General features: G+C 58.5%; 20 protein-coding genes. 5 read left to right on the plus strand and 15 right to left on the minus strand.

Annotation, left to right across the window (positions count from 1 at the left end):
- Window positions 1-16 precede the first annotated feature (16 nt).
- From KGB23_RS10505 to KGB23_RS10515, 3 genes are all read left to right on the plus strand, one after another.
- On the plus strand, window positions 17-1360 hold the full coding sequence (locus KGB23_RS10505; RefSeq protein WP_223431024.1) for a cation:proton antiporter: 1344 nt from the start codon (window positions 17-19) through the stop codon (window positions 1358-1360).
- Between the two features lie 186 nt (window positions 1361-1546).
- The gene (locus KGB23_RS10510) at window positions 1547-1843 is read left to right on the plus strand and encodes a hypothetical protein (RefSeq protein WP_223431026.1); all 297 of its coding nucleotides are present in this window, start codon (window positions 1547-1549) and stop codon (window positions 1841-1843) included.
- A 254-nt stretch (window positions 1844-2097) separates the two neighbouring features.
- Window positions 2098-2574: a hemerythrin domain-containing protein gene (locus KGB23_RS10515; protein WP_223431027.1), complete on the plus strand. Its 477-nt coding sequence runs from the start codon at window positions 2098-2100 to the stop codon at window positions 2572-2574.
- A gap of 748 nt (window positions 2575-3322) precedes the next feature.
- Here KGB23_RS10515 and KGB23_RS10520 read toward each other — a convergent pair.
- From KGB23_RS10520 to KGB23_RS10530, 3 genes are all read right to left on the minus strand, one after another.
- Entirely contained in the window at window positions 3323-5245 is a 1923-nt protein-coding gene (locus KGB23_RS10520; RefSeq protein WP_223431029.1) for a PAS domain-containing sensor histidine kinase, read from the minus strand.
- A gap of 99 nt (window positions 5246-5344) precedes the next feature.
- Complete coding sequence (locus tag KGB23_RS10525; protein WP_223431031.1) at window positions 5345-7645, minus strand: ATP-dependent DNA helicase; 2301 nt, start codon at window positions 7643-7645, stop codon at window positions 5345-5347.
- Window positions 7642-9309, minus strand: coding sequence for a VRR-NUC domain-containing protein (locus KGB23_RS10530; RefSeq protein ID WP_223431033.1), 1668 nt, complete (start codon window positions 9307-9309; stop codon window positions 7642-7644). Before KGB23_RS10530 ends, KGB23_RS10525 begins: the two co-directional genes overlap by 4 nt.
- Window positions 9310-9515: 206 nt before the next feature.
- On the opposite strand from KGB23_RS10530, the gene KGB23_RS10535 reads away from it, so the two are divergent.
- Window positions 9516-9740 (plus strand): YgdI/YgdR family lipoprotein, encoded by a 225-nt coding sequence (locus KGB23_RS10535; protein WP_059407112.1) that lies wholly within the window; start codon window positions 9516-9518, stop codon window positions 9738-9740.
- Between the two features lie 108 nt (window positions 9741-9848).
- Here the strand turns inward: KGB23_RS10535 and KGB23_RS10540 are convergent, their stop codons facing one another.
- The 12 genes from KGB23_RS10540 to KGB23_RS10595 all read right to left on the minus strand — a co-directional run bounded on the left by KGB23_RS10540 (window position 9849) and on the right by KGB23_RS10595 (window position 25031).
- The gene (locus tag KGB23_RS10540; RefSeq protein WP_223431035.1) at window positions 9849-11702 is read right to left on the minus strand and encodes a polyurethanase; all 1854 of its coding nucleotides are present in this window, start codon (window positions 11700-11702) and stop codon (window positions 9849-9851) included.
- 97 nt (window positions 11703-11799) lie between these two features.
- Window positions 11800-13488: a polyurethanase gene (locus tag KGB23_RS10545; protein WP_223431037.1), complete on the minus strand. Its 1689-nt coding sequence runs from the start codon at window positions 13486-13488 to the stop codon at window positions 11800-11802.
- A gap of 96 nt (window positions 13489-13584) precedes the next feature.
- The gene (locus KGB23_RS10550) at window positions 13585-14949 is read right to left on the minus strand and encodes a TolC family outer membrane protein (protein WP_223431039.1); all 1365 of its coding nucleotides are present in this window, start codon (window positions 14947-14949) and stop codon (window positions 13585-13587) included.
- Between the two features lie 2 nt (window positions 14950-14951).
- Entirely contained in the window at window positions 14952-16286 is a 1335-nt protein-coding gene (locus tag KGB23_RS10555; protein ID WP_150656009.1) for an HlyD family type I secretion periplasmic adaptor subunit, read from the minus strand.
- The gene (locus KGB23_RS10560) at window positions 16283-18058 is read right to left on the minus strand and encodes a type I secretion system permease/ATPase (RefSeq protein ID WP_223431041.1); all 1776 of its coding nucleotides are present in this window, start codon (window positions 18056-18058) and stop codon (window positions 16283-16285) included. Before KGB23_RS10560 ends, KGB23_RS10555 begins: the two co-directional genes overlap by 4 nt.
- A 208-nt stretch (window positions 18059-18266) precedes the next feature.
- Entirely contained in the window at window positions 18267-18689 is a 423-nt protein-coding gene (locus KGB23_RS10565) for an AprI/Inh family metalloprotease inhibitor (RefSeq protein ID WP_223431042.1), read from the minus strand.
- Between the two features lie 67 nt (window positions 18690-18756).
- Entirely contained in the window at window positions 18757-20214 is a 1458-nt protein-coding gene (locus KGB23_RS10570) for a serralysin family metalloprotease (RefSeq protein ID WP_223431043.1), read from the minus strand.
- Between the two features lie 478 nt (window positions 20215-20692).
- On the minus strand, window positions 20693-21151 hold the full coding sequence (locus KGB23_RS10575; protein WP_223431044.1) for an REP-associated tyrosine transposase: 459 nt from the start codon (window positions 21149-21151) through the stop codon (window positions 20693-20695).
- A gap of 92 nt (window positions 21152-21243) precedes the next feature.
- Window positions 21244-22329 (minus strand): polyamine ABC transporter substrate-binding protein, encoded by a 1086-nt coding sequence (locus KGB23_RS10580; protein WP_223431045.1) that lies wholly within the window; start codon window positions 22327-22329, stop codon window positions 21244-21246.
- A 47-nt stretch (window positions 22330-22376) separates the two neighbouring features.
- A complete protein-coding gene (locus KGB23_RS10585; protein ID WP_223431046.1) occupies window positions 22377-22718 on the minus strand; it encodes a cupin domain-containing protein in 342 nt (113 codons plus the stop codon).
- A 43-nt stretch (window positions 22719-22761) separates the two neighbouring features.
- Complete coding sequence (locus KGB23_RS10590) at window positions 22762-24165, minus strand: NAD(P)/FAD-dependent oxidoreductase (RefSeq protein ID WP_223431047.1); 1404 nt, start codon at window positions 24163-24165, stop codon at window positions 22762-22764.
- A 50-nt stretch (window positions 24166-24215) separates the two neighbouring features.
- Window positions 24216-25031, minus strand: a complete 816-nt coding sequence (locus KGB23_RS10595) for a helix-turn-helix transcriptional regulator (RefSeq protein ID WP_140682769.1) — start codon at window positions 25029-25031, stop codon at window positions 24216-24218.
- A 263-nt stretch (window positions 25032-25294) separates the two neighbouring features.
- Here KGB23_RS10595 and KGB23_RS10600 point away from each other — a divergent pair, with 263 nt between their 5' ends.
- A complete protein-coding gene (locus KGB23_RS10600; RefSeq protein WP_008156356.1) occupies window positions 25295-25567 on the plus strand; it encodes a DUF1652 domain-containing protein in 273 nt (90 codons plus the stop codon).
- The last annotated feature ends 25 nt before the right edge of the window (window positions 25568-25592 follow it).

Below are 25592 nucleotides of genomic sequence, written 5' to 3' on the forward strand. Positions count from 1 at the left end.
CCGACGAGTACCGAGCATGAGTTTCATTTTGTGGGTGGCGGTGCTGGGTGCCGTGCTGCTGACGCTGGCGCTGACGTCGTCGTACCTGCGATGGATGCCGGTGACAACGTCGGCGGTGTGCCTGGTGCTGGGTATAGCCATCGGGCCCGCGGCGTTCGGGCTGTTGAAACTGGACACCGAAGATGCGTCCACCTGGATGGAGCATCTGACGGAAGTCGCGGTGCTGTTTTCGTTGTTTGTCTGTGGTTTGAAGTTGCGCTTGCCGCTCAGGGACAAAAACTGGCGGATTGCCTACGGCCTGGCCGGCCCGGTCATGGTGCTGACCATCGCCGGCGTCAGTCTGTTGCTGCATTACGGTTTCGAATTGTCCTGGGGCGCGTCTGTGTTGATCGGTTCGATTCTGGCGCCCACCGACCCGGTACTCGCCGCCCTGGTGCAAGTCAACGACGCCCGGGATGACGACAGCGTGCGCTTCGGACTGTCGGGTGAAGCCGGGCTCAATGACGGGGTCGCCTTCCCGTTTGTCATCCTCGGCCTGCTGCTGGTGCAACACAACGGCAACCCCGGCTGGCTGAGCGACTGGTTGCTGCGCAGTCTGTTGTGGGCAGTCCCGGCCGGTTTGCTCACCGGCTACTGGATGGGACGTGGCATTGGCCGCCTGACCTTGTTAATGCGCATCAAAAATGACGACAGCACCCTTTCGCCGAATGATTACCTCGCCCTCGCCTTGATTGCCCTGGCGTATGTCGGGGCCGAGTCGATTCACGGTTACGGCTTTCTGTCGGTGTTCGCCGCCGGCCTGGGTTTACGCCACGAAGAAGTCAAATCCACGGGTAGCCACGAGCTTCCCGCCGAGCATCTGGTTCAGCCTGTCGTGGGACATCAAAATGTCGAGCCGCAACATGCGGTTCATGGTGATACCGCAAGCCTTGAAGATGCTCAGGTCGCCGCGGGCATCATGATGGGCGACATGCTCGCCTTCGGCAGCCTGGTGGAGCGGGCCATGGAAGTCTTTCTGGTGACGCTGCTCGGCGTGGTGCTGATGGCGCACTGGGACTGGCGCGCATTGCCGATCGCCGGCGTTTTGTTTTGTCTGATAAGACCACTGAGCGTCGTCGCCATGCCTTGGGGCAGCTTGCTCAACGGTCAGCAGCGAATGTTGATTGGCTGGTTTGGCATACGCGGCATCGGAAGTCTGTATTACCTGTTTTATGCCGTGAACCATGGGTTGGGCGATTCGATAGCAACGTTATGTATCGACCTGACGTTGTCTGTGGTCGCGCTCAGCATTCTCCTCCACGGGATCAGCACTCAACCGATTCTGGCTCGATATGAACGGCAAAAAAAACAGGGTTTTTGATTTGGTCGTGGGTGTTTACGGCATGAATTATCGATATTTTTCGCTAATAAATTTGAAATCCTTTAGCGAGCCCGCAGGTCACAACCTTGATCCCTCGCGACTTTTGCACGGCGGGACTTGCCAGGTTCGGTACCCCTACGGCATCGATACCTATCAAAAGGAACCTCGGAAAATCAGGTGCTGGTCATGATTCACTATTCCACCTCCGAAGAAATCAAAGCCTGCCGGGCCTTCGCCCTGGAACGTAATCATCAGATGTTTGAAGAGGCCCAGGCTCTGAGCCGTAACGCCTTTGCGTTACTCGAGGATAGCGACATGGATGTGGAACGGTTTGATCGCTATCAGGCGATGCGCAGGAAGGCCGACTTGAAGTTCGAGGAAGCAATCGAGCACTTGCGGCTGCTCAACCAAGCTTTCCCGCCTGTCTCGATTTCCACGCAAAACGCTCATCGTTCGCTCCAGCAACCCGAACCCATATCCTGAACTTGAAAAGCCCGGCGCAATCGCCGGGCTTTTTACTGCCCAAGGCATCAATACTCCACCGCGAACTGCATGAGTCAATTTCCGGACTCATGCAGGCTGCATGACTTCAGTTTGCCATCAGCCACTCCAACTCATTGTTTTATAAGAACGTTATCGCACCGAAAAACCGGCACGACAAATGCTCAAGGACTATGAGCGACCTTCGGCCTTGAGACCGTTTGCGCTCACCCCTGACTTGTTGGAGAGACTCGACCATGAACGCCATAGACTTGTTGAAAGCCGACCATGAACGCGTAAAAGGCATCCTGGCCCAGCTAAGCGAATCCACCGAGCGTGGTGTTAAAAAGCGCGGTGAGTTGCTGGCCAAGCTGGAAATGGAGATCGCCATCCATACCCGTCTCGAAGAGGAGGTCTTGTACCCGGCGTACAAAAAAGCCGGGGGCAAGGAACAGGACGTCATGTATTACGAAGCCAAGGAAGAACATCGCACCGTAGATTCCCTGGTACTGCCGGACCTGAAAGTCACCGACCCGTCCACCCCGGAATTTGCCGGTCGCGTGAAAGTGGTCAAGGAACTGCTGGAACATCACATTGAAGAAGAGGAAACGGAAATGTTCCCTCAGGCTAAAAAGCTGTTGGGCAAAGCCACACTTGAAGAGCTGGGCTTGCAAATGGAAAGTTTGAAAGCCCAGTACAAGAAAGAAATGAGCGCAGCCAATCTGGCGGCTTGATGCAGGTGATGGACAACAGAAGGCCCGGCATATCCGTTTCTGTGGTGATGGCTGCTGGCGGTTTCGCTTTTACAGCGAGTCACTTGGAAAAGCCCCAAGTAACCAAAGGCTCCTGCCCCGCCATTCGGTGCCTCGCCCAGGCTCGGCATGCCCTCACTCCGGCATTGCTCCGGGGGCCCGCCGCCATCGGCCATCCATGGCCGGGGGCGGCTACCGCGGCATCCTTGCCGCGGTGCCCCCTGCGCAATGCCTGCGTTCGGCCTCTGGGAAAGGGGCAGGCAGATCAAGATCAAAAGCCAGAGCCACAGCCACGGCAAGATCAAAAGATCGCAGCCTCGTTTCACTCGACAGCTCCTACAGGGGGAAGGGTGTACGCACGCTCCTCACCACTCAACAGGCCGAGCGTTAGCTCGCCTGCAGCTTTTGATCTTGATGCACCGCCCCCTCGAGAGGCCGAGTGGAGGTTCTGCGCAGTGGGCAACCCGGCATGGATGCCGGGTTAGCCGCCCCCGGCCATGGATGGCCGATGGCGGCGGGCCCACGGAGCAGGACCGGAGCGAGGGCATGCCGAGCCTGGGCGAGGCACCGAACGAAAGGGGCAAGAACCCTTTGGTTACTTTGGGGTTCTTTTCCAAAGTGACTCGCTGTAAAAGCGAAACCGCCAGTCGCCATGACCGAAGAAACGGATATGTTCCCCAACCTTAAGTGAACAGCATTACGGCATATACCGCACCTTTTAGGTTGATTGTCATTTCATGGTCGTGGCAATGATTTCCACCAGATTGAGTTGGGTAAAGGGTTTGGACAGGCGCGGAAGTCTGGTGGCGAAACCTTCCAGGCGCTCGGCGTAACCGGTGGCAAGGATGATCGGCAGGCTCGGCTTGATGATACGGATAGCCTGCGCCAGTTGCGCGCCATTCATCTGAGGCATGGCCATGTCAGTGATGACCAGATCAATCGCCTGTTCGCTGTCGAACATGGCCAACGCCTGTGCGCCGGACGCGGCACTAATCACTCGATGCCCCAGGTCCTCGAGCAACAGACAGGTACTGGTCAATACCAGGCTGTCGTCGTCCACCACCAACACACAAAGTCGGGGCACCGGCGGTCCGGCTTGCTCCTCGGCAACAGGTTTGGCGACTGAACCAGCGGTGGCGACGGGTATCCACAGTTCGGCGGTTGTGCCTTTGTCCTTCAGGCTCTTGAGAACGAATCGACCGCCCAATTGCTCGATAAAGCCATGAACCATCGACAGCCCCAGACCAGTACCTTTGCCAACTCCCTTTGTGGTGAAAAAAGGGTCCGTTGCCGATGCCAGCGTCGCGTCATCCATACCCTCACCGGTATCGGTGACACTCAGGCAGACATAACGACCGGGCGCCAGGGAAAGCTGTGCCTTGTCCGCAACAGCGTCTGTCTGGGCACTGATCACGATTTTTCCGCCATGGGGCATTGCATCTCGAGCGTTGGTCACCAGGTTCAGTACCGCCAGTTCGAGCTGATTGACGTCGGCCAGGACCGGTTCAAGTTCTGGCGAAAAGCGCGTTTCGAGCACCACGGAAGGCCCGAGGGAGCTGCGCAACAGTCCGGTAATCCCTTGCACCAGCTTCGGAATCTCGACAGGTTCGGACTTGAGCTCCTGGCGTCTGGCAAACGCCAGCATGCGCTGAGTCAGGGTTACGCCACGCAAGGCACCTTGAGTGGCGTTGTCCACCAATCGGGTAATACTCGAATCATCCCCGACGCGTTTGCGGATGATCTCCAGATTGCCAAGGATGACGGTCAGCAAGTTGTTGAAGTCGTGGGCAATGCCACCACTGAGTTGACCGATGACCTGCATCTTCTGCGCCTGAAACAGCGCTTCGCGGGTTTGCTCCAGGGCCTGCTGGGCTTGGGTGACTTCGGTGATATCACGGGTGATCTTGGCGAAGCCGAGTAACGTTCCGGTGTCGCCCCAAATCGGGTCGACCACGACATGTGCCAGGAACCGCGTACCGTCCTTGCGCACACGCCAGCCTTTGTTTTCGAATCGCCCCTCACGGATTGCAATGTCCAGGGTCCGTTGTGGTTCGCCGGCCTCGCGGTCTTCCGGGGTATAAAACATCGAAAAATGCTGGCCGATGACTTCTTCGGGCAAGAAGCCCTTGATTCGCTGAGCCCCAAGGTTCCAGTTGGTTATGCGGCCATCCGGGGTGAGCATGTAGATGGCGTAATCAGTGACACTTTGAACCAGCAGACGGAATTGCTGCTCGCTTTGCTTGAGGACTTCTTCGGCCATTTTGCGGTCGGTCAGGTCCCGAGTGATCTTGGCAAACCCTAGCAACTTACCCGACGGGTCGAGAATCGGATCAATGACCACGTGGCACCAGAAATGCGTGCCGTCCTTGCGAACCCGCCAGCCTTCCCCCTCGAAACGCCCCTCCCTGATCGCCGTGTTCAGCGCTCGCAGGGGCAAACCAGCACGGCGATCCTCTTCGGTATAGAACCGCGAAAAGTGCTGGCCGAGGATTTCGGCCTCTTCATACCCCTTGAAACGCCTGGCGCCGGCATTCCAGCTGGTGATGATGCCATCGGGATCAATCATGTAGATCGCGTAGTCAATCACAGCATCGATCAACAGGCGGAAACGACTGTCGTCGATGGCGTTGGCTTTGGTCCGATCCTCGCTCATTGATCCCTCACGTCACTATCGTTTTTCTGGAGTATGCGACAAACCGAAAATTTGGAAAGTTCGAAAACAACGCTGGGTGGCGGCTCTGGAACATATGCCTCAGATGACCGGGTGGTCATACGTTCGCTGAGTTGCAAAAGAGGCTGGCGCAATCGACCACCAGCGCGGCAGTAGCTGCTTGACCTTGCTATCGCCAAACCGGTCATCGATCAACATCACCACCCCTTGGTCCTGCTGGGTGCGGATCACCCTCCCCGCCGCCTGCACCACTTTCTGCACACCGGGAAACAGGTAAGTGTAGTCATAACCGGCGCCGAAAATCGCTGCCATGCGCTGTTTCAACTGCTCGTTGATCGGGTTGAGTTGCGCCAGTCCGAGGGTGGCGATAAACGCTCCAATCAGTCGCGCGCCCGGCAAGTCGATGCCTTCGCCAAAAGCCCCGCCCAACACCGCAAACCCGACGCCCTGACTTTCGGCGGTGAACTGATCGAGGAAGTCCTGACGCTGCCCTTCCCCCATGCCTCGAGACTGCGACCACAGATTGATGTGTGGATGTTTCTCGGCCAGCAACTGCGCCACTTGCTGCAAATAATCGAAGCTGCTGAAAAACGCCAGATAGTTGCCGGGACGTTGGCTGAACTGCCGGGCGATCAACTCGACGATTGGAGCAAGGGATGACTGGCGATGGGCGAACCGCGTAGAGATCTGGCTGACGATGTGCACTTGCAGCTGATCGGCGTGAAATGGCGATTCAACGTCTATCCACACCGTGTTCTCCGGCGTGCCGAGCAGATCGGCATAGTAATGGCGAGGGCTCAGGGTCGCGGAAAACAGCACGGTGCTGCGTGCAGCCGTCAAGCGTGGGCGGATGAAGCCGGCGGGCACCACGTTGCGCAGGCACAGCTGCGACAGGTTGCGTTGGCGTTCGAGGTCGCGTTTGCTGATGTCGAACAGGAACTGTTCATCAAAGAGCTCGGCCACCCGGCAAAATTGCAGCATGTCGAAATAGAAGTTCTGTAACGCTCCGTCCAGGCCTTGCGGGTGATCGTTCAGGTAATCGCCGATGCTCGCGCAGCACGATGACAACGCCTGGAGCAGTTTTTCCGGCGCCTTATCATAGGCCTGATAGGCACCGAGTTGCAGGTTATGCAGGGTATTCCACTCACGGTTGACCCGTTGCAAGGATTTTTTCAACGCCTCGGGCGCGGTTTTTCGTACGCCGTTGAGGGTCGATTGGTCGAGGCTGGCGCTGTACATCTGCCGGCCGCGCTCCACCAGGTTGTGTGCTTCGTCCACCAGCACCGCGACGTTCCAGTTATTGGCCTGGGTCAGCCCGAACAGCAGCGCGCTGATATCGAAATAGTAGTTGTAATCGGCGACCACCACGTCTGCCCAGCGGGCCATTTCCTGGCTCAGGTAGTAGGGACAGACGTCGTGTTGCAGGGCGACTTCGCGCAAAGCGTTCTGGTTCAGCAGGGACAATTTGCTGGCCGCCTGGCGAGCGGCGGGCAAGCGATCATAAAACCCCTGGGCCAGGGGGCAGGATTCGCCGTGACAGGCTTTGTCCGGGTGTTCGCAGGCCTTGTCCCGGGCGATCATTTCGAGCACCCGCAAGGGTGGCGCGTCAGCGCTGTCGAGGATCACTTGCGCGGCGTCCAGCGCCAGTTTGCGCCCCGGGGTTTTCGCCGTGAGGAAGAACACCTTGTCCAGTTGCTGCGGCGCCAGGGCCTTGAGCATCGGGAACAGCGTGCCGACCGTCTTGCCGATCCCCGTGGGCGCCTGCGCCATCAAGCAACGACCGGTGCTGACGGCCTTGAACACCGATTCCGCCAGATGGCGTTGCCCGGGTCGAAAGTCGGCATGGGGAAACGCCAGTTGTTGCGCCGCCCGATTACGCCCTTCGCGATGAGCCATTTCCTGTTCGGCCCAATGCAGGAACAAGGCGCAATGTTGTTCGAAGAACAGCCCCAGTTGCGCGGCGCTGAAAGCCTCGACCAGGCAGGTTTCCTTTTCGCTGACGATGTCGAAGTACACCAGGGCCAGATTGATCTGCGCCAGCTCCAGTTTCTGGCACATCAACCAGCCGTAAATCTTCGCCTGCGCCCAGTGCAGCTGACGGTGGTTGGCCGGTTGTTTGCTCAAGTCGCCGCGATAGGTTTTGACTTCTTCCAGGCAGTTTTGCGCGGGGTCGTAGCCGTCGGCCCGGCCCTTTACCTTCAACGTCTGATACAAACCTTCAAGCGCGACTTCACTCTGGTAGCCCTCGCTGCGCCGGGACGCCACCGTACGGTGCCCGACAATCCCTTCCAGCGCTGTCGGCGAAGGCGTAAAACGCAGGTCGAGGTCACCGACCTTGGCGGTGAATTCACACAGCGCCCGCACCGCGATGCTGTAACTCAAGCGCCCTGCTCCGCCCATTGCACGTAGCAGACGGCAATCGGCATCTGGTGCTCATGGCAGAACTCGAGCCAGCGCAATTGATTGTCTTGCAGGCGATCACCGGGGCCTTTGACTTCGATCATCCGGTAGGTTTTGTCCTGCGGCCAAAACTGGATCAGGTCCGGCATGCCGGCGCGATTGGCCTTGATGTCCGACAGCAGTCGATTGAACCAGTGCTTGAGGTGTTCGGCCGGCAGGCAATCGAGTGCCTGATCGAGCAATTCTTCGCTCAGCACACCCCAGAACACGAAGGGCGACTGCACGCCCCACTTGCTGGCATAGCGTTCACGAATCGTCTGGCGGTAATGCCCGTCATCGAGTTCAGCCAGGCAACCCTGGAACAGCTCCGCGCGGCGTGCGTGAAAGTCCTCATTGAGCAGATCCACCGGCCCACGCTGGAACGGGTGGAAAAACGCCCCCGGCAACGGCGCGAAAATCGCCGGCCAGCACAGCAGACCGAACAGCGAGTTGATCAGGCTGTTTTCGACGAAATGCACCGGTGCCGATTCTTCCGCCAAATGCGCCTGAACGTAATATTCCACCGACAACGCCGGATCGGTTCTGGGCAGTTGCAGGTCCAGGCGCAGCATTTCCCGTGGGGACGAGCGCTTTATCACCGGCCCGCCCAACTTGCGCCGCAGCCTGGGCAGCACACGCAACAATTGTTGCTGTTCGGCGGCACTTTCCGGCGATTGCTCCACCGCGACGGCCAGGTCCATGGCCAGCTGATATTCACCGCAGCGCTCCAATACGCGAATCAACCGCAGCCGCGCGCCGGGATACGCACACTCGCGGTAGATCGCCAGTGCGGTAGAAAAATCCGCCAGGCGCTCGCAGTGCTGACCGATCTGGAACAACAGTTTGCCGCGACGTCGTTGCAGCCAGGGATTGCTCAGCGCCAGCCCTTTGATCTGCTCGACAATGCCGTCCACGGCTTCGCCGGCCTCGAAATGCTGCTGACACTCATAAAGGAAGAGGCAGGCGTCCACATCATCACGGCTGCGCAGGCCTCGGGAGTCGGCGCAGAACTCGACTTTTTCATAGGCAAAGATGCCCAGGTCAGCCAGCACGAACTCGGACCAGTCCTGGTAAAGATTGCCGAAAAACATCAAGCGCAGCCGGTCACACAGGCCCATGATGGTCAGGTTGAACAATCGGTCATCCAGCGACGGGCACCACTGGCCGAAGCTGTGAGCCTGAGGAAACTGTTCGCTCAGGGCGGGCAGCCAATCGGTCTTTTTTCCCTTGGGTCGATCGATGGTGGCGCCAAAACACTGGAGAATTTCCGCCTTGAGCAGCACCTCGAACAGCGCCTCGATCGACAGCGACGATTGCTCATCGACCCAGCCCAGCGCCAGCAGTGGGCCAGCGGCGATGGCGATGTCGCCGATTTCGAGGTAATGCAGCTTGCTCGCCCGGAAGTGATTCCCCCTGCGCATCACCATCCTGACCAGCAGCGCCCTGGACTCACGGGGCAACCGCTTGAACTCGCGGATGAAGTGTTGCTCTTCGACACTCAATACATCGGCATAGCGAAGCTCAAGCCAATCAAGCACTTGCATGAAGTTGTTCAAGTAATAGAACGGGTCGTCGAGAGGGTTTGCAGTCACAGGAAAAAAGGCCATGGTGAGCGAGTACTGGTTATGCGTACAGATACCAGCTGCGCCCTGCCCGGGCAAATGGAAAAGGATAAGCGGCGGCGTTAATCGGTAATTTTTCGACTGGCTATGAACTTTCTGCCGATCCATCGCACCAACCGCGATAGAGGTACAGTGACGATTGATTTCGTTCGTGGCAGTCGCACTGTTTTTTTGAAGGATGAGAGGTGGTTATGAATATCAAGACTCTGGGCTTGCCCCTGGCGGTAGCGGCCTTTCTGGCCCTGGCCGGTTGCTCGACACCAACGGTTGTGACACTGCAGAACGGCACCCAGTATTTGACCAAGGACATGCCGAAAACCAAAACCAAGGACGGCTTCTTCGAGTTCGAAGATATTTCCGGGGCGAAAGTGAAGGTCAAGGCCGATGAAGTGAGCACGATTCGGCAGGAAGACTGAATACCGCGTCATCGTTCTTCGCGAGCAAGCCCGCTCCCACATTGGAACTCGGTCTAATGTGGGAGCGGGCTTGCTCGCGAAGAGTCCCTCACAGACGGCGCATCACCCTCAGGCGATAACAATTCCTGAGCTGGACAAGCTATCCAGCCCAACCCCGACCAACGTCACCGAATCCCCCCCAAACGTCAGCACCGTGTCGTGCCCCACCGCCGTGGCATGCGCCCGATAGTCATCGTTCGGCGTCACCCCCTGAACCCCGAGAAACACCAGTTTGTCGCTGGCCTGGTAGCCAACCACCCGGTCCTGACCAAACGCGCCGCTAAACAGGAACGTATCGACCCCGCCTCCCGACTCCATCAAGTCATTCCCGGCCCCGCCGACAAACACATCGTTGCCCTTGCCGCCGAGCAAATGGTCGTTGCCGTCCAGCCCCAACAACCAATCGCCACCGGCGTGAGCCGTGAGCGTATCGGCACCGGCGCCGCCCTTTACCGTTGACGCGTACTGGGTCAGGTTGTTGCCCGCCTTAAGGCCATCGGCCGTGACGCTGTGGATCACGTCATCCTTGAACAGCCCCCACAGAAACCCCGGCTCCTTGGTCACAATGCTACCGATGTCGCGGGTCATGCTGATGCCGCCATTGGCGTCGCGGATGTACAGGTTGCCGGCGCCGTCATTGGCGAAGTCGAAGTTTTTCACCGACTGCTGCACATCCAGCACGTTGTTGCCCTTGCCGCCCAACAGGATGTTGTAACCACCACCGTCGCGGAAGGTGTCGTTACCATCGCGGCCTTCCAGATAGTCGTTGCCCTGGCCACCCTGGATCAGGTCATTGCCGTCGCTGCCGATGATGAAGGTGCTGCCCTTGTGGGTTTCAGCGTTGCGATTCAGATCCTGAACCCAAGTGTTGGCGCGCGCCGGGTCCGACAGATTGGCAACGATGATCGTCGAGTCTTTGCTGGTGAGGTCATAGAACTTCGACTCGATCACCCGGTTCATGCCGTCGCCATAGGCGGTAGGCAAGTGCGAGATCCAGGTCGGGATGTTGAGGATGGAAAACGGCAGCACATTCCACGCGGTCGAGGCGTAGTGGTCGTTGAAGCTGACGATGTTATCGGTCGCCGAGACCTTGGCGGCATCGTGCACGCCCACCGACGACAGGTTAAAGGATGAACCGTCGAGGGCGCGGTACACCGGGTCGTTTTCGTAACCGACGTTCAGCACTTTGTCGGTGCTGCTTTGGGTCGGCGAGGCGTAGGCAATGTAGTTGGAATCCTGGTAGAACCCGGCCCACTTGTCGTTGCTCAAATCCGCCAGGCTATTGACCGCCAACCCGCCCAGGCTGTGACCGCTGACCAGCACGTCCTTGCCCGACAGGCCATTGGCCCGGGCAAAGGCCGCCACGTCGCCAAGCAGGTCGCCGAACGCTTCGCCGACGTAGTTACTGGCGTAATCCTTAGGCCCTAGCGCTGCCAGCAGATCATTGATCACATCGCCGATGGAGTCGCTGATCTGGCTTTCTCGTGGGCCGCTGGTGCCGCGAAAGGCGATACCGATTTCGCTGAGATGACCCTGAGCGTCGTACTTGCCGAGGATTTCCACCTGAGCGCTGGTGTAACCGGCCTTCTCGCCGAAGAACGTTCCCCGTGCGTCGACCTTGCCGTCATAGCCCAGTTGCGTGGCGGTGATCGGCGTCCAGCCGGCTTTCTGCACCGCGTCCAGTGCGGCTTTTTCCGAATCGGGGTTCCATGGGATTCCGGGAATGACGCCCTGGGAGTCGGTGCCGCCGATCAGCGCGGTCACCAGTGTCGCCGGCAAGCCAAGGCCGAAGCCGTTGTGCTGATAGCCGGTGGCAAAGCCGTTGTCGAGGTTGTGATAGGAATACAGCGTGATCGCCATCGCGTCGGTAAATAACGCTTTGGAATCGGCTGTACCGAAGTTTTTGTAGTCGTACACACCCATTGGTATTGCCTCTCTTTTTGTTGGAATTGTCAGAGATAGCTCACAACCAGGACGCCTCGATCACGAGGCGCCCCGGAGCATTTAGTGCATGCAGCCTTTAGGCAAACGTAATGCCTGTAGCCGACAGGTTATCCAGTCCCACCCCCACCAGGGTCACGGCAAAATCGCCAATCTTCAGCACCGTGTCGTGACCCGACTGCGAAGCGTGTTGTGTGTAGTCATAGCCCTGCCCCGCGCCCTGAACGCCCAGGAACAGCAGTTTGTCGCCGCCCTGGTAGCCATTGATCACGTCGAAACCGAAGGCGCCGCTGAACAGGAATGTGTTGTTGCCACCCGAGGCCTGCATCACGTCATTGCCCGTGCCACCGACGAAGGTCACGTGGCTTTTGTCGCTGCGCAGCAGGTCGTCGCCGGCATTGCCGAACAACCAGTCGCCGTCGACAGTGGCCGCCAGTGTGTTGCCGTAGGCGTCACCGTTGAGCGAGTGGTTGTAGTGGGTCAGTTCGCTGCCGTTGAGCAAACCGTTGGCGGTGACGCTGTAAGCCACCTCCTTGCTCCCCCACCATGAGCCCGACTCCTGACTGACCAGCGCGCCGATGTCGCGGGTCATGCTGATGCCGCCATAGGCATCACGCACGTACAGCGTGCCGTCGCCGTCGTTGGCAAAGCTGAAGTTCTGCAACGGCTTCTGCAATTCAAAGGTGTTGTTGCCCTTGCCGCCCAGAAGGAGGTTGTAGCCACCGTCATCGCGGAACCGGTCATTGCCGTCGCGGCCTTCGATGAAGTCAATGCCGGCACCGCCCTTGAGCAGGTCGTTGCTGTCGGTGCCGATGATGAATGTGCTGCCGGTGTGAGGTTCGCCGCTGCGACCGAGGTCCTCGACCCAGGTCTTGCCCCGGGACGCTTCCGCCAGGTTGGACACGATCAGCGTCGAGTCCTTGTCGGTGAGGTCGTAGAAGCGCGAGTCGATCACCCGGTTCAACCCGTCGGCGTAACCCAGCGAGCCGTGGGCCGACCAGTTCAGCGGGTTGAGGATGCTGAACGGCACCAGGTTCTGCGCGGTGGACGCGTACTGGTCATTGAAGTTGACGATGTTGTTGGTCGCCGAATCCTGATGTCCATCGTGTTTGCCCAGGGAGCCGCTGCTGAACGTGGTGCCGTCGAGTGCCCGAAACACTGGATCGTTTTCGTAGCCGATGTTCAGCACGTTGTTGCCGGTGGCGCTCTGGGTCGGCGAGGCGAAGGCAACGTAGTTGGCCTCCTTGAAGAAACCGCCCCAGTTGTCGCCGCTCAGTTCGGCGAGGCTGTTGACCCCCAGCCCGCCCAGGCTATGGCCGCTGACCAGCACATCCCTGGCGCTCAGGCCATGGCCGAGCGCAAACGCGGCGACGTCCTTGAGCAAACTGTCGAAGGCGTTTTTCGCGTAGTTCGTCGCGTAATCCACCGGGCCGATGGCGGCCAGCAGGTTGTTTTTCATGTCGCCGAAGGTGTCGCTGTAACCCAGGCCACCAGTGCCTCGGAAGGCAATGCCGATACCGATCAGCTTGCCCGCCGCGTCGTATTTGCCGAGTACTTCGGCTTCGGCGCTGGTGAAGCCGTCCTTCTCGCCATAGAAGGTGCCTTGTGCGCCGACCTTGCCTTGATAACCCAGCTGCGTGGCGCCAATCGGCGCCCAACCAGTCGCCGGCAGTGGCTGACCCGTCGGCGTGTACGCATACAGCGTCAGGGCAATGGCGTCGCTATACAACGCCTTGCCATCAGCACTTTTGTAATCAAACAGTCCCATAGGTTTGCTTCCTTTGCGTTAAATCAGAACTGCCCCAGGCGACTTGATCTGTACGTCCATGTTCACTTCTCGTTTTTTTGTTTTTGTGGGGGGCATCTATTGGGTTTTTGGGCCTTGGCCGAACGCCTCGTCAACCTTGGCGAGATCCTGTTCGCTTAAGGTCCCGGCGTAGTAATGCAACTTGGTCCAGGCCATCAAGTAGTCGTAGCGCGCCTGAGCCAGGTCGCGGCGGGTGGTGTAGAGCTGTTGTTCGGCGTTCAGCGCATCGAGGTTGACCCGTTCACCGCCCAAAATGCTTTGCTTGGTCGAAACCACCAGCGCTTCGGCAGACGTCAGGGCCTTCTGATAAGCCCGCAACTTGTTCACGCCCGACAGGCAGGCGCTGAACTGACGACGCAACTGGATCAGGGTTTCCCGGGTCTTGCCGTCCAGTTCGTACTCGGCCTGCTCCATGGTGCGGCTGGCCTGACGGGTCGATGCGGAAACCCCGCCGCCGGCATACAGCGGCACATTGACTTCAATCCCGATGGTGTTGGTGTCGTAACGCTGGTTGTAGGTGTTGCCGCTTTCCGACTCGTTCTGGCGCACCGAGGCGTAGGCGCTGACTTTGGGCAGGTGCCCGGCGCGGTTGCGTTCGACTTCATAACGCGCGACTTCCACGGCATGGCGCTGCGAAGCCAGGTTCGGGTTATTGGCCACGGCCATCTCGTGCCAGGTGTCGTAATTGGCCGGCAGCAGAGTGAACGTCTGGAAACTCTGATCCAGCGGCGCGAGGTCGTTGATGTCGATCGCCGGCACGCCAATCAGCGCCCCCAGCTCTCGCAACGACGCGTCCTGCTCATCACGGGCTTCGATTTCCTCGGCGGTGGCCAGTTCATAGCGGGACTCGGCCTCAAGGATGTCGGTGCGCGTGCCCTCGCCCTGTCGGAACATGTGCTCGTTCTGCTGGAACTGTTGCTCGAAAGCCTTTTTCTTCGCTTGCGCGATGTCGATCTGATCCTGAGCGAACAGCGCCTTGGTGTAATTCTCCAGCACCCGAACCAGCAACTCCTGGCTCTTGCCGCGAAAGGCTTCGTCGGCAAACAGCGATTGCGCCACGCCTTTGCGGTACGACGCGTAAGCCTCGTAGTCGAGCAGCGGTTGTTGCAGGGTCAGGGTCGAGCCGTAACTGCTGTAGTTGCGGTCATCGCTCTGGCTACGACCGCGATCGTTCAGGTAGGTCACTTTTGAGGTGTTGCGCCCCTTGTTGTAGTTGTAACCGATCTTGGGCAACAGCCCGGCGCGGCCGATGGCGCGGTTCTCAAGGCCGGCATCGCGTTCCTTGATGGCGCCGAGAAACACCGGATCATTGCGTAATGCTTGTTCGTAGACCTCGAACGGCCCCATGGCCAACACACTGTTGCAGGTCAGCAATGCCAGGGTCGCGGCGAGTATGGAAAGCTTATTCATACAGCGGAACATCCTTATTCCTCAGTCAACGCGGAGCCTGCCCGGTCGAGCAGCGGCTTGAACAAATAGTTGAGGAGTGAACGTTCACCGGTGCGCACGAACATTTCCGCCGGCATGCCGGGCTTGATCACCAGACCGTTGAGTTTTTCCATGGCCTGATCGCTGACGCTGCTGCGCAGTACGTAATACGGCGCACCGGTTTTCTCGTCGATCATCTGATCGGCGGAGATCAGGCTGACTTCGCCGGGCACGCGCGGCGTGCGGCTCTGGTTGAACGCCGTGAACAGAATGTCCACCGGCAAGTGCGTGCCGACCTTGTCGACCAGGTTGACCGGCAGGTGCCCTTCCACTTCCAGACTCGTCCCCTGAGGCACGATCTCCAGCAAGGTTTCGCCCTGACGCACCACCGCGCCCACGGTGTGAACCCCAAGGTTGACCGCAATGCCATCGGCCGTGGCAATGATCTCGCTGTGTTGCAGATCGAACCCGGCGGAAGTCAGCTGCTCTTCCAGCGTCACGCTTTTCAATTGCGCATCGGCCAGTTGGGTGCGGACTTCTTTCTGGTATTCCTCGATGTGCTGTTGCAGTTTCAGCCGCGATTCGAGGATGCCCTGCTCCACACGGCCGCTGTCGCCGCTGTTTTCTGCCAATTGTTGCTGCACTTGCGACAGCTGACGCTGGTACTCCATCAAACGATTGCGCGGGATGTAGCCGTTATCCGCCAGGGGCTGAAGGTTGCTCAGTTGTTGTTGCAGAGAACTGGCCTGAGCAGTCAGGTCCGTGCGGGCGCGGCGCATGCCCGCCAGTTGCGCGCTGGCGCCTTCGATGCTGGCGCGCAAGGCAGCCTGTTCGCGGGAAAACGCTTCACGGCGGCTACTGAACAACTGCCGTTGACCTTCCAGCACCAAGGCCAGACGCGGGTCAGGATTGTTGCTCAGTTCAGCGGGGAAACTCACCTGCTTGAGGTTGTCCCGTTCACTCTGCCACCGCGCCAGACTGGCCCAGGCCATGCGGTATTGCGCTTGCAGCGATTGCACGTCGGCGGCGACTTGCGTCTGGTCGAGCTGGAACAATGGCTGGCCCTGCTTCACCACTTGGCCCTCGCGCACCAGAATCTGGCTGACCACGCCATTGCTCATCGATTGCACGGCCTTGCGCTTGCCCGACACCACGACCGTGCCTTGCACGGGAATGCCTTGGTCAAGAGGCGCGAGACTGGCCCAGGTGAAGAAACTGCCGGCGCCGACGATCGCCAGAATCCAGCCCATGCGGACGAAGAAACGCGCGTCGCGCTCAGGGCGTTCTGCGATGTAGTCGTGTTCCATGGTGGCTTCGCTGATGTTGCTCATACACCCGAATTCCTTGTCGAGGGCTGATACTGACGGCTCATGCTGAGTCCATCCGGTGCTTGCGCGGCTTTTTCCCGTTGCTGTTCCTGATTGCCTGCGAGTGCCTTAAGCACGTCCTGGCTTGCACCGAAGGCTTGCAAGCGTCCTTCGTTGAGCACCAGCAGCTTGTCAGCATGGGCCAGCGCCGAGGAACGGTGGGTGACCAGAATCACGCTGGTGCCTTGGGCTTTCATTTGCGCAATCGCGCTGGCCAATGCGGCTTCGCCCACGGTGTCGAGGTTGGAATTGGGTTCATCCAGCACCACCAGGCGCGGGTTGCCATACAGCGCGCGCGCCAGGGCAACGCGCTGCTTCTGGCCCCCGGACAAACCGCTACCGTCCTCGCCGAGCACGGTGTCGTAGCCTTGCGGCATGCGCAGAATCAGTTCATGAACACCGGCCTGTTGCGCGGCTTCAACGACTTTTTGCGGGTCCGCCTCGCTGAACCGGGCGATGTTTTCAGCGATGCTGCCGCTGAACAATTCGATGTCCTGTGGCAGATAACCGATGTAGGGACCGAGATCGTCGCGGTTCCAGCGATGAATGTCCGCACCGTCGAGCCGCACCGTACCGCCCAGCGTCGGCCAGACGCCAACGAGCACCCGAACCAATGTCGATTTGCCGGAACCGGATGCTCCGAGCACGCCCAGTACTTCCCCGGCACCGAGGCTGAAACTGACCAAATGCAGCGTGGCGGCCCGTTGCCCCGGCGGCGCGGCGCTGACCTGTTCGAAGGTGATCTGACCCTTCGGCGCCGGCAGCGCCATGGCCTCGTCACTCGGTGGAAAGGCTTGCAGCAACGAATCAAGACGACGGTAAGCGAGCTTGGCGCCGCTCCACTGCTTCCACACGGCGATCAACTGATCGATGGGGCTCAGGACGCGGCCCATCAGAATGGAACCGGCGATCATCATCCCGGCCGTCATATCACCCTTGATCACCAGCAAGGCGCCAAGGCCCAGCACCAGCGATTGCAGGCACAGGCGCAGGGTTTTGCTCAGGGAACTGATGACGGCACCGGTGTCGCTGGCCTGATTCTGCAGACCGAGAAAACGCGAGTGCACCTGGAACCAGCGTTTACGTAACACCCCGAGCATGCCCATGGCCTGAATCGTTTCGGCGTTGTGCAGGTGACTGGTCGCCAGTTGGCTGGATTTCTGGGAAAACCCTGCGGCTTCGCCCAAGGGCTTTTTGGTCATTGTCTCGTTGAGGCAAGCAAGGCCAATCAGCACCACCGCACCCACGGTCGCAAACACGCCGAGCCAGACATTGAACAGGTAGATCACAAACAGATAAACCGGAAACCACGGCGCATCGAAGAAGGCAAACAGCGCAGGACCGGTAACGAATTGGCGAATTTGCGTCAGGTCCCCCAAGGCTTGCCCGGCGTTACCCTCGCCCTTGAACAGGTTGCGCTCGAACGCCGCCTGATAGACCCGTAAATTGAAGCGCCGCTCCAGTTGGCTGCCGATGCGGATGACAACGAAGCTGCGGACAATCTCCAGCAAGCCAATGAAGGCAAAGAACCCGACCACCATCAACGACAACATGGCCAAGGTGGTTTCGTTTTGCGATGACAGCACCCGGTCGTAGACCTGGAGCATATAAATAGAGGGTACCAACATCAGTATGTTGATCAATGCGGTAAAACAACCGACGCTGATCAGAATGCTTTTATAGTCGCCCAATGCCTTGATTAACGGTGCGGTGGCTGGGGCCTTCGCCATCTTCATTGGTTTTTCCTGAGATGATATCTCTCGCATTTCTGGCGAGGTTCCAATTAACTGTCCGCACACGGGTCGAGACATTCTTTACCCGTTATCGCTTACACATTAATAACAACTATCCAGGCTCGGCAAAGAGTCCGGTTACTCATGTTCTGCTTATAACTACCATTACGGGCTTTATATTCGGCATCTGATTGAGGCCTGGTATTTTTCGCTACGGCACAGTGCGCTGGAGCGTAATGATCAGACCTGACTTCAAAGTGCTTTTGTAAACCCCCTCATGCTGTCGGCTGAAGAACACAATTCTTGAACCTTCTTTGCCGGTAATCGAAATGCCGTCGGGTTCCGGGAACCAGCCAACGGCCGGCTCGTCCAGCCAGGCGCTGAGACACTCGGCGCCATCACCCAAGGTTTGCTTTTGTTGAAAGTCGATAATGCAAACGTTCGACGGCTTGTCCTGCAACGCTTGGGACTCAGGGGCATCTTGCTCGGTGTTCAAGGTGGCTTGCCATTTGCCGGCCAGTTCCGAGGGGTCTGCTAATTTCAGGCTGCTTGCCATGGCCAAATCTCCAAAAAACATCATGAGCGTCGCCAACAGCCACGCGGTTGTTCTGTAGGTAAAGCCGTTATCGATCATAAGGCGCTTTACTCCGATCAAGGTGCAGAGAGCGGCGCGTCTGCGCCGCCCCCCTTTTCACCTCACATTACGCAGCGATGTCGGAGTAAGCCGCCTGGCCCACGGTGCTGACCAGGAAATCAGCCACGCCATGCCCGGAGAAGTCCACCGACAACAGGCTGTTGCCACCCGATGTGGTTAGCACCGCATCGCCTGCCGCACCGGTGAACGAGTTCACGAAATGCAGGCCCGCGCCGTTGGTGATGCCGGTCAGATCGATCTTGTCCAGGCCACTGACAAAATCGAGGATCTGGTCGATTGCACCGGGTTTGGAATCGCTGCTGGCGGCGAACACGAAAGTGTCCGAACCTGAGCCGCCCCACAATTTGTCCGCACCGCCCGCGCCGTAGAGAATGTCGTTGCCGGCACCGCCCTTCAGTTCGTTGGACACGCTGTTGCCAATCAGCAGGTCGCTGCCCGAACCGCCGATAGCGTTCTCGACGGTGACGCCCTTGGCGATGGAAACGTTACCCACCAGGCCGCCAACGTCGGAGAACGAGGCTTCATTGAGGTTGATCTTCTGGTTCTGGGTAAAACCGGAGAAGTCCAGGGTGTCCTTGCCGCCCGCATCCCATACCGAAAACACAACCTTGTCCGACGACGAAGTCGCGCTCAGGAAGTCGCGCCCGGCGTTGGAGTTGAAGCCATAAGTGGTGTCACCGGTACGGGTGGTGGTGTTGGCGCCGTAGAGCTTTTGGATGGCCGCGATATCGTCCATCAGCGGACCGGACGAATAGGCTTCGACGCCGCCCTTGCTGAAGTCCTGGCTGGTATTGCTTTCACTCCAGTAGCTCATGACGCTGTAACCGCGGGTGTCTTGCCCGTAGGAAGCGTCGTTGTAGGTCGGCGCGCCCTCGCCAGCGTTGTAGTCACCAGGGTGGGCCAGGCCCAGGCTGTGGCCGATTTCGTGGGTCAGGGTTTGCCGGCCGTAATTGTTCAGGTCCGGTGTCTTGTTTACGTTATAGCCACTGCCCGTCAGATACCACGAAGTACCGTCATAACCAGCGCCGGTGCCCGGCAGATAGGCGAAGGCCGCCGCGCCATCCTGGCCGCCGCTGTAGTTGCCAAAGGTCATGTGACCGTCGCCGCCCGTGGTCTTCTCGGTGAAAGTGACATTGGCCACATCGGCCCAGGATTGCATGGCAAGTACGGCCTGGCCTTTCTGCTGAGTGCTGAACTGGCTGAACCCGGTGATCCCGTGCTTGTTCATGGTGTTCGACGACGCCGAGGTCAGGAACGTGTAGGTGAGTTCGATTTTGCCGCTGCCATCCTTGTCCTGGTAGGCAGCGCCATTGCGCAGCAACTGAGTAGCTGCCTGGTCGACGGAGAAGGAGGGTTTGCCATTGACCGTGAGGTTACCGCCCCGATCGTATTGATGGCTGAAGCTATTGATCTGGTTGAACGCAGAACTGGATGCAGCCAATGCTTGCAGTGGCTGGAACGCCTGTTCGGCGGTATCAATAGCGTTGCCTTTTACTTTCGACATAAACACACTTCCTTGTTTAGCTATGGAACAGTTTTTTGTCAGACAGCGACAATCTCTGGCGAGATCGTCCTATCACTCGCCCAATGAAGGCGAAAGAAAACTGACACAATTTGAAATCAAACGTCTACTACTTTTTTGACGTCAAATTGAGTTGTTCCTGCAAGTACCCGGAAACAATGCCTGCGCTGTCGAAATATTGTTTGTTAGATGGCGGTTTGCGCAAATTGTCTGACAATTGGTTATTTAATTATTAAATAGAGGTAAGTTTCTTTTTTGTCGATGGTGTCTCACTTTTAGTGAGTTATTAATATGAGTTCCAGCGCATTGATATCAGTTGGAGATTTGTTGTGTTTTGGATTTTTACGACTGCTTCGCAGCCGAACGCAGGCTACGCCAGCTGCTACAAAGATCGCGGCGTACGCGAAACCTGTAGCAGCTGCCGAAGGCTGCGTTCGACTGCGCAGCAGTCGCCAAATCATCACAACCAACACGCATCCCAAAGTGGGTAATCATGAACCCGCGTCACCAGTCCCGCTCGGATCGGATTAGCCACGACATACCGGGCAAGCGCCTTCACATCCTCCTCCCGCCGAGCCGCACGATCGTGGTAACCCTTCTGCCACAGCCGCCCTCGCCGCCCTAACGCCTGATTGACCGCCAAGCTACTCCGGGATTTGATTCGGCACATCAGCTCCGCCAACGTTCTCTCGTGCAGTTGCACCAAACAGTGCATGTGATCCGGCATCACAACCCACGTCAGAAAGTCGCCCCAGCCCTCCTCCTGCGCTTGACGCAACTCTCGTACGACCAACCTACCCAATTGCCAGTCAGCAAAAAACGGCTGTCGCTGATCAACGACAACCGTTAGCAAATAAATGCGCCCTGACTCAGAAAAGCGACCAACGCGTAGCTGACCCGCATTTGTACAAACAGGCATTCCATTGCCTCCTGATTCATCGAAAGGAGGCCTGGAATCTACAGTGTGTCAGTCAACCCGATGAGCACACAATGACTACAAGATATGAACCCTTAACTCCCGGTACGAATCTTGTTCCACACCCGCGTACGGACCCGGTCGATGTTCAGCGGCATCGCCTCCAGCGCAAACAATTTCCCCATCATTTCCGGGCTTGGGTAGACCTTGGTGTCATTCTTGATCGCCGGGTCGATCAGGCTGTCGGCCTGTTCGTTACCGTTGGCGTAGTGCACGTAATTGCTGATGCTGGCCATGACGTCCGGGCGCAGCAGGTAGTTCATGAAGGCGTAGCCGGCCTTTTCGTCCGGGGCGTCTACCGGCATGGCAACCATGTCGAACCAGATCGCGGCACCTTCCTTGGGAATCGAATAACCGATGTCGACGCCGTTCTTGGCATCTTTCGCGCGATTTTCGGCTTGCAGAATGTCACCGGAGAAGCCGACGGCCACGCAGATGTCGCCGTTAGCCAAGTCGCTGGTGTACTTGGACGAGTGGAAATAGCTGACATACGGGCGGACTTTCATCAGCAGCGCTTCAGCCTTTTTGTAGTCTTCCGGGTTCTTGCTGTGATGCGGCAGGCCCAGGTAGTTCAGGGCCGCCGGCAACAGTTCGGGGCCGTTGTCGAGGATGGCCACGCCGCACTTCTGCAGCTTTTGCATGTTTTCGGGTTTGAAAATCAGGTCCCAGGAGTCCACTGGCGCGTTATCGCCCAACACGGCCTTGACCTTGGCGATGTTGTAACCGATGCCGGTGCTGCCCCAGAGGTACGGGAAACCGTGTTCGTTGCCCGGATCGTTGGTTTGCAAGGCCTTGAGCAACGCCGGGTTGAGGTTTTTCCAGTTCGGCAGTTGGCTCTTGTCGAGTTTCTTCAGTGCCACGCCTTGAATTTGTCGCGCCATGAAGTGGTTGGACGGAAACACCACGTCGTAACCGGATTTGCCGGTCATCAATTTGCCGTCGAGGGTTTCATTGCTGTCGAAGACGTCGTAACTGAACGCGATGCCGGTTTCTTTCTGGAAGTTTTTGGTGGTGTCCGGGGCGATGTATTCCGACCAGTTGTAGATCTTGACGGTCTCGGCCGCGTGGCCAAGGGTCGCGAAGAGCGCAAGTGGAGCCAGAGTCAGTGTCTTTCGGATCATGAGTCGATTCCTGATGGGTTTATTGTTGTTGGCAGGCAATCAGAGGATCAAAAAATCAAAACATAGGTCTTGCGCACGGTTTCCTGGATATCCCAGATGCCGAGGCTGTTGGCTGGCAACATCAGTGCATCGCCGGCTTCTATGTGCAGGGTTTCACCGTCATCCGGGGTAAACGTGCAGCGCCCCTGGATGAAGTGACAGAACTCCTGGGCGACGATCTGTCGCCGCCAGCGGCCGGGCGTGCATTCCCAGACACCGGTTTCGACGCCATCGTCGCGCTCGACACTGGTGATCGAGGCCACTGCCACGGGCATGCCCAGCGGTACGGCGACCGGATTCGACTCTTCCAGCTTCAGGGTTGCGGTGTTCTTGAATTGCGTGATGCTCATGGGAGTACCTGTCGATTGAGCCTATAGATGACGAGCGCGCCGTTTACTGCATGAAACCTTCCATGAAGCCGGCAATGCCGCTGGCCAGTTTGCGACGCCAGGGTGCGGTGGCCGGGTTGGCCAGGGTCTGGTCTTCGTGGACGAAGCTGCGGATGATTGCGTTGTAGCCGAGCCAACGGCAGGGCTCCGGCTCCCAGGCCCTGAGCGCGTCGAGCCCGCCACGGATGACCCACGGCTGGCGAACCAGCTCGGTGTCGCGCTGCAGAATCAGGTCGGCCAGGGTCCGGCCACCCAGGTTGCTGGCACCGACGCCCTCCCCGCCATAGCCACCCGACAAGGCGATGCCGCTGGCCTGATCGCACAGCATGTGTGGCTTGAAACGCCGGGACATCCCCAGGTTGCCGCCCCAGGCATGGGTAATCCGCACGTTCTTGAGCTGCGGGAAGAGTTCGCCAAACAGATAACGTCGTAGCTCCACTTCGCTGGTGGTCAGGTCGAAGTCATGGCGTAACTTGGCCGCGAACTGATAACCGCCCCGCGCGCCGAACACCAACCGGTTGTCAGCCGTGCGCTGACCGTAAGTGACCTGTCGGCTGTTTTCGCTGAAGGCCTGGCCGCGACTCAGGCCGATTTCATCCCACGTGGCAGCGGATAGCGGCTCGGTGGCCACGATCAAGCTTTGCACCGGCAACTGATAACGCCCCAACGGTGGCAAGGTGACCGAATAACCTTCGACCGCCGGCACGATCCAACGGCTGCGAACCGAAGCTTTCGCCGTGCGCAGACCACCCGATTGCCATTGGGTGACCGGGCTGTTCTCGTAAATCCTGACGCCCATTTTCTCCACCGTCCGAGCCAGACCTCGCACCAACTTTGCCGGGTGAATGGTCGCGACGTGCGGTGCATAGATACCGCCATAAGGCTTGGCGACTCTGATCTGTTGCGCCAACTGCTCGGGGCTGAGCCAGCGGTAATCGCTTTCGGTCAATCCCTGGCGGTAGAGCGTGTCGAGATAGTGCCGAAGGCTGGCTTCCTGTTCCGGGTAGCGAGCAGCGCAATACAGCGCCCCGCCTTTGCGGTAATCGCAATTGATGTCTTCACGTTCGAGGACCCTACCGACTTCATCCGGAATGCCGTGCAGTAAATCGAACGAAGCCCTGCGCTGTTCGGGCGGCAAGTCGGCGAGCAAACGGTCTTCGCCCAGCACATTGCCCATCAGCCAGCCGCCGTTACGCCCCGAGGCGCCAAAACCGGCGGTTTGCGCTTCAACGATGGCGATGCTCAGGTCGGGCGCCAGACGCTTGAGGTAGTACGCGGTCCAGAGCCCGGTGTATCCCGCGCCAATGATGGCGACGTCGACGTCCAGATCCTGTTCCAGCGCCGGACGCGCCAACAATGGCTCGTCGAGTTGATCCATCCACAAACTGATAGTGCGCCACGCCGACATGCAAGACTCCGCCACTCAAACTTCGATGGCGTCGATCCTAGTGCGTGGGCTTAGAGGCTGTCTTGCGCGCGTGCACGCAAAGAAATTTGTTTTACGTAGGCCTTGGGCGACTGGCCGGTGTGCTGACGGAAGCAGCTATAGAACGCCGACAGCGAATTGAACCCGGCGGCGAACGCCAGTTCGTCGATACGCAGTGGCGGCGTGGCGTTATCCAGTGCCGCGAGCAAGTGCTGCAGGCGCGCCTGGTTGACGTATCGATAGAAGCTCTGGCCAAGCACCTGATTCAGCAGGTAGGAAATCTGATTGCGGCTGTACCCGCACTCCTTCGCCACCCGTTGCAGGTCGAGTTCGGGATCAAGATAAGGTTGTTGGCGCTGAAAATATTGCTGCAAGTCTTCAGCCATGAAACTCAGCTGGCGCGCAGACAACCCGAGTCGACTGACCGCCGGGCGTTGGCTGCTGGCGGCTTTGCTGACGGGCTGTTCATGCACCAGCGAGGCATACTCGTTGACCCGCCAGATCAGTCCGTCACGTACGGTAATCGCCTCGCTGGCCCGGAACGACACCAGGCCTTCACCGCCACGAAGGGTGATGCGGTACTGAATGAACGCCGTGTTGCCGTCCAGGCGAATACGGTCCGAGTGCTCCAGAGCCTCATCGGGATCGCGGGGCATGCTGCTGCGCACGTATTCACGTAATTCGGACAGCCCCATCACACGGTTCTGGAAAAAATCGCTGTACTGAATCTCTGGGTGATAGAGCGCCATCACCCCGTCCAGGTCCCGGTGTTTCCACCGCAAGTGATAACGCATCACCGTGTCGCCCGTGGCTTGGGTTTGCAGCGGACCATCATCATCGGCGTGCATAAAGGACTCGGCGAGAAAACGCCGAGCTTGCCGAAATTCCGTCTCGGCTTCAATGACCAACCAGTGCTGGCCAACTGCCGAACACCGACCGTTCCCATGACCTGCATCAAAAAAACTGAACCAATCGCTAAACGGCCTGAAAAATCCACATTGTTTTCACATTTGGCTGCTACTTTTAAAGGCAGTCACCGGTTGAGCCATTGAAGGCTCTTCCCTCCTAACATGAGCTAAAGGAAGCGCTCGATGAATGAGGCGGGCTGCATATGAATAAAGGGTTCAGTAAAGTCACCTTTCCAAACGCCTGCCAGCTGATGCGCTGGCATTTTCATCCCATGGGTTTCGAGGCGAGCATGGATGCGCCGGGCAGCATGATTGCCCGTCTATTTGACCGTGCCAGTGGCGAGACCATGATCGCCATCGCCGGCATTCCTTGCGCGACGGTAATGAATGCTGCGGATGTAGAACGAATAATCGAAGCGGTGGAAGACGAGCTTGAAGCTTTCATTCCACCAGCCGCCCTCAGGAGCTATGCCTGAAGGCTGAACACTCAACAACAAGCCC

Source organism: Pseudomonas sp. GL-B-26, assembly GCF_019947405.1.
GTDB lineage: Bacteria > Pseudomonadota > Gammaproteobacteria > Pseudomonadales > Pseudomonadaceae > Aquipseudomonas.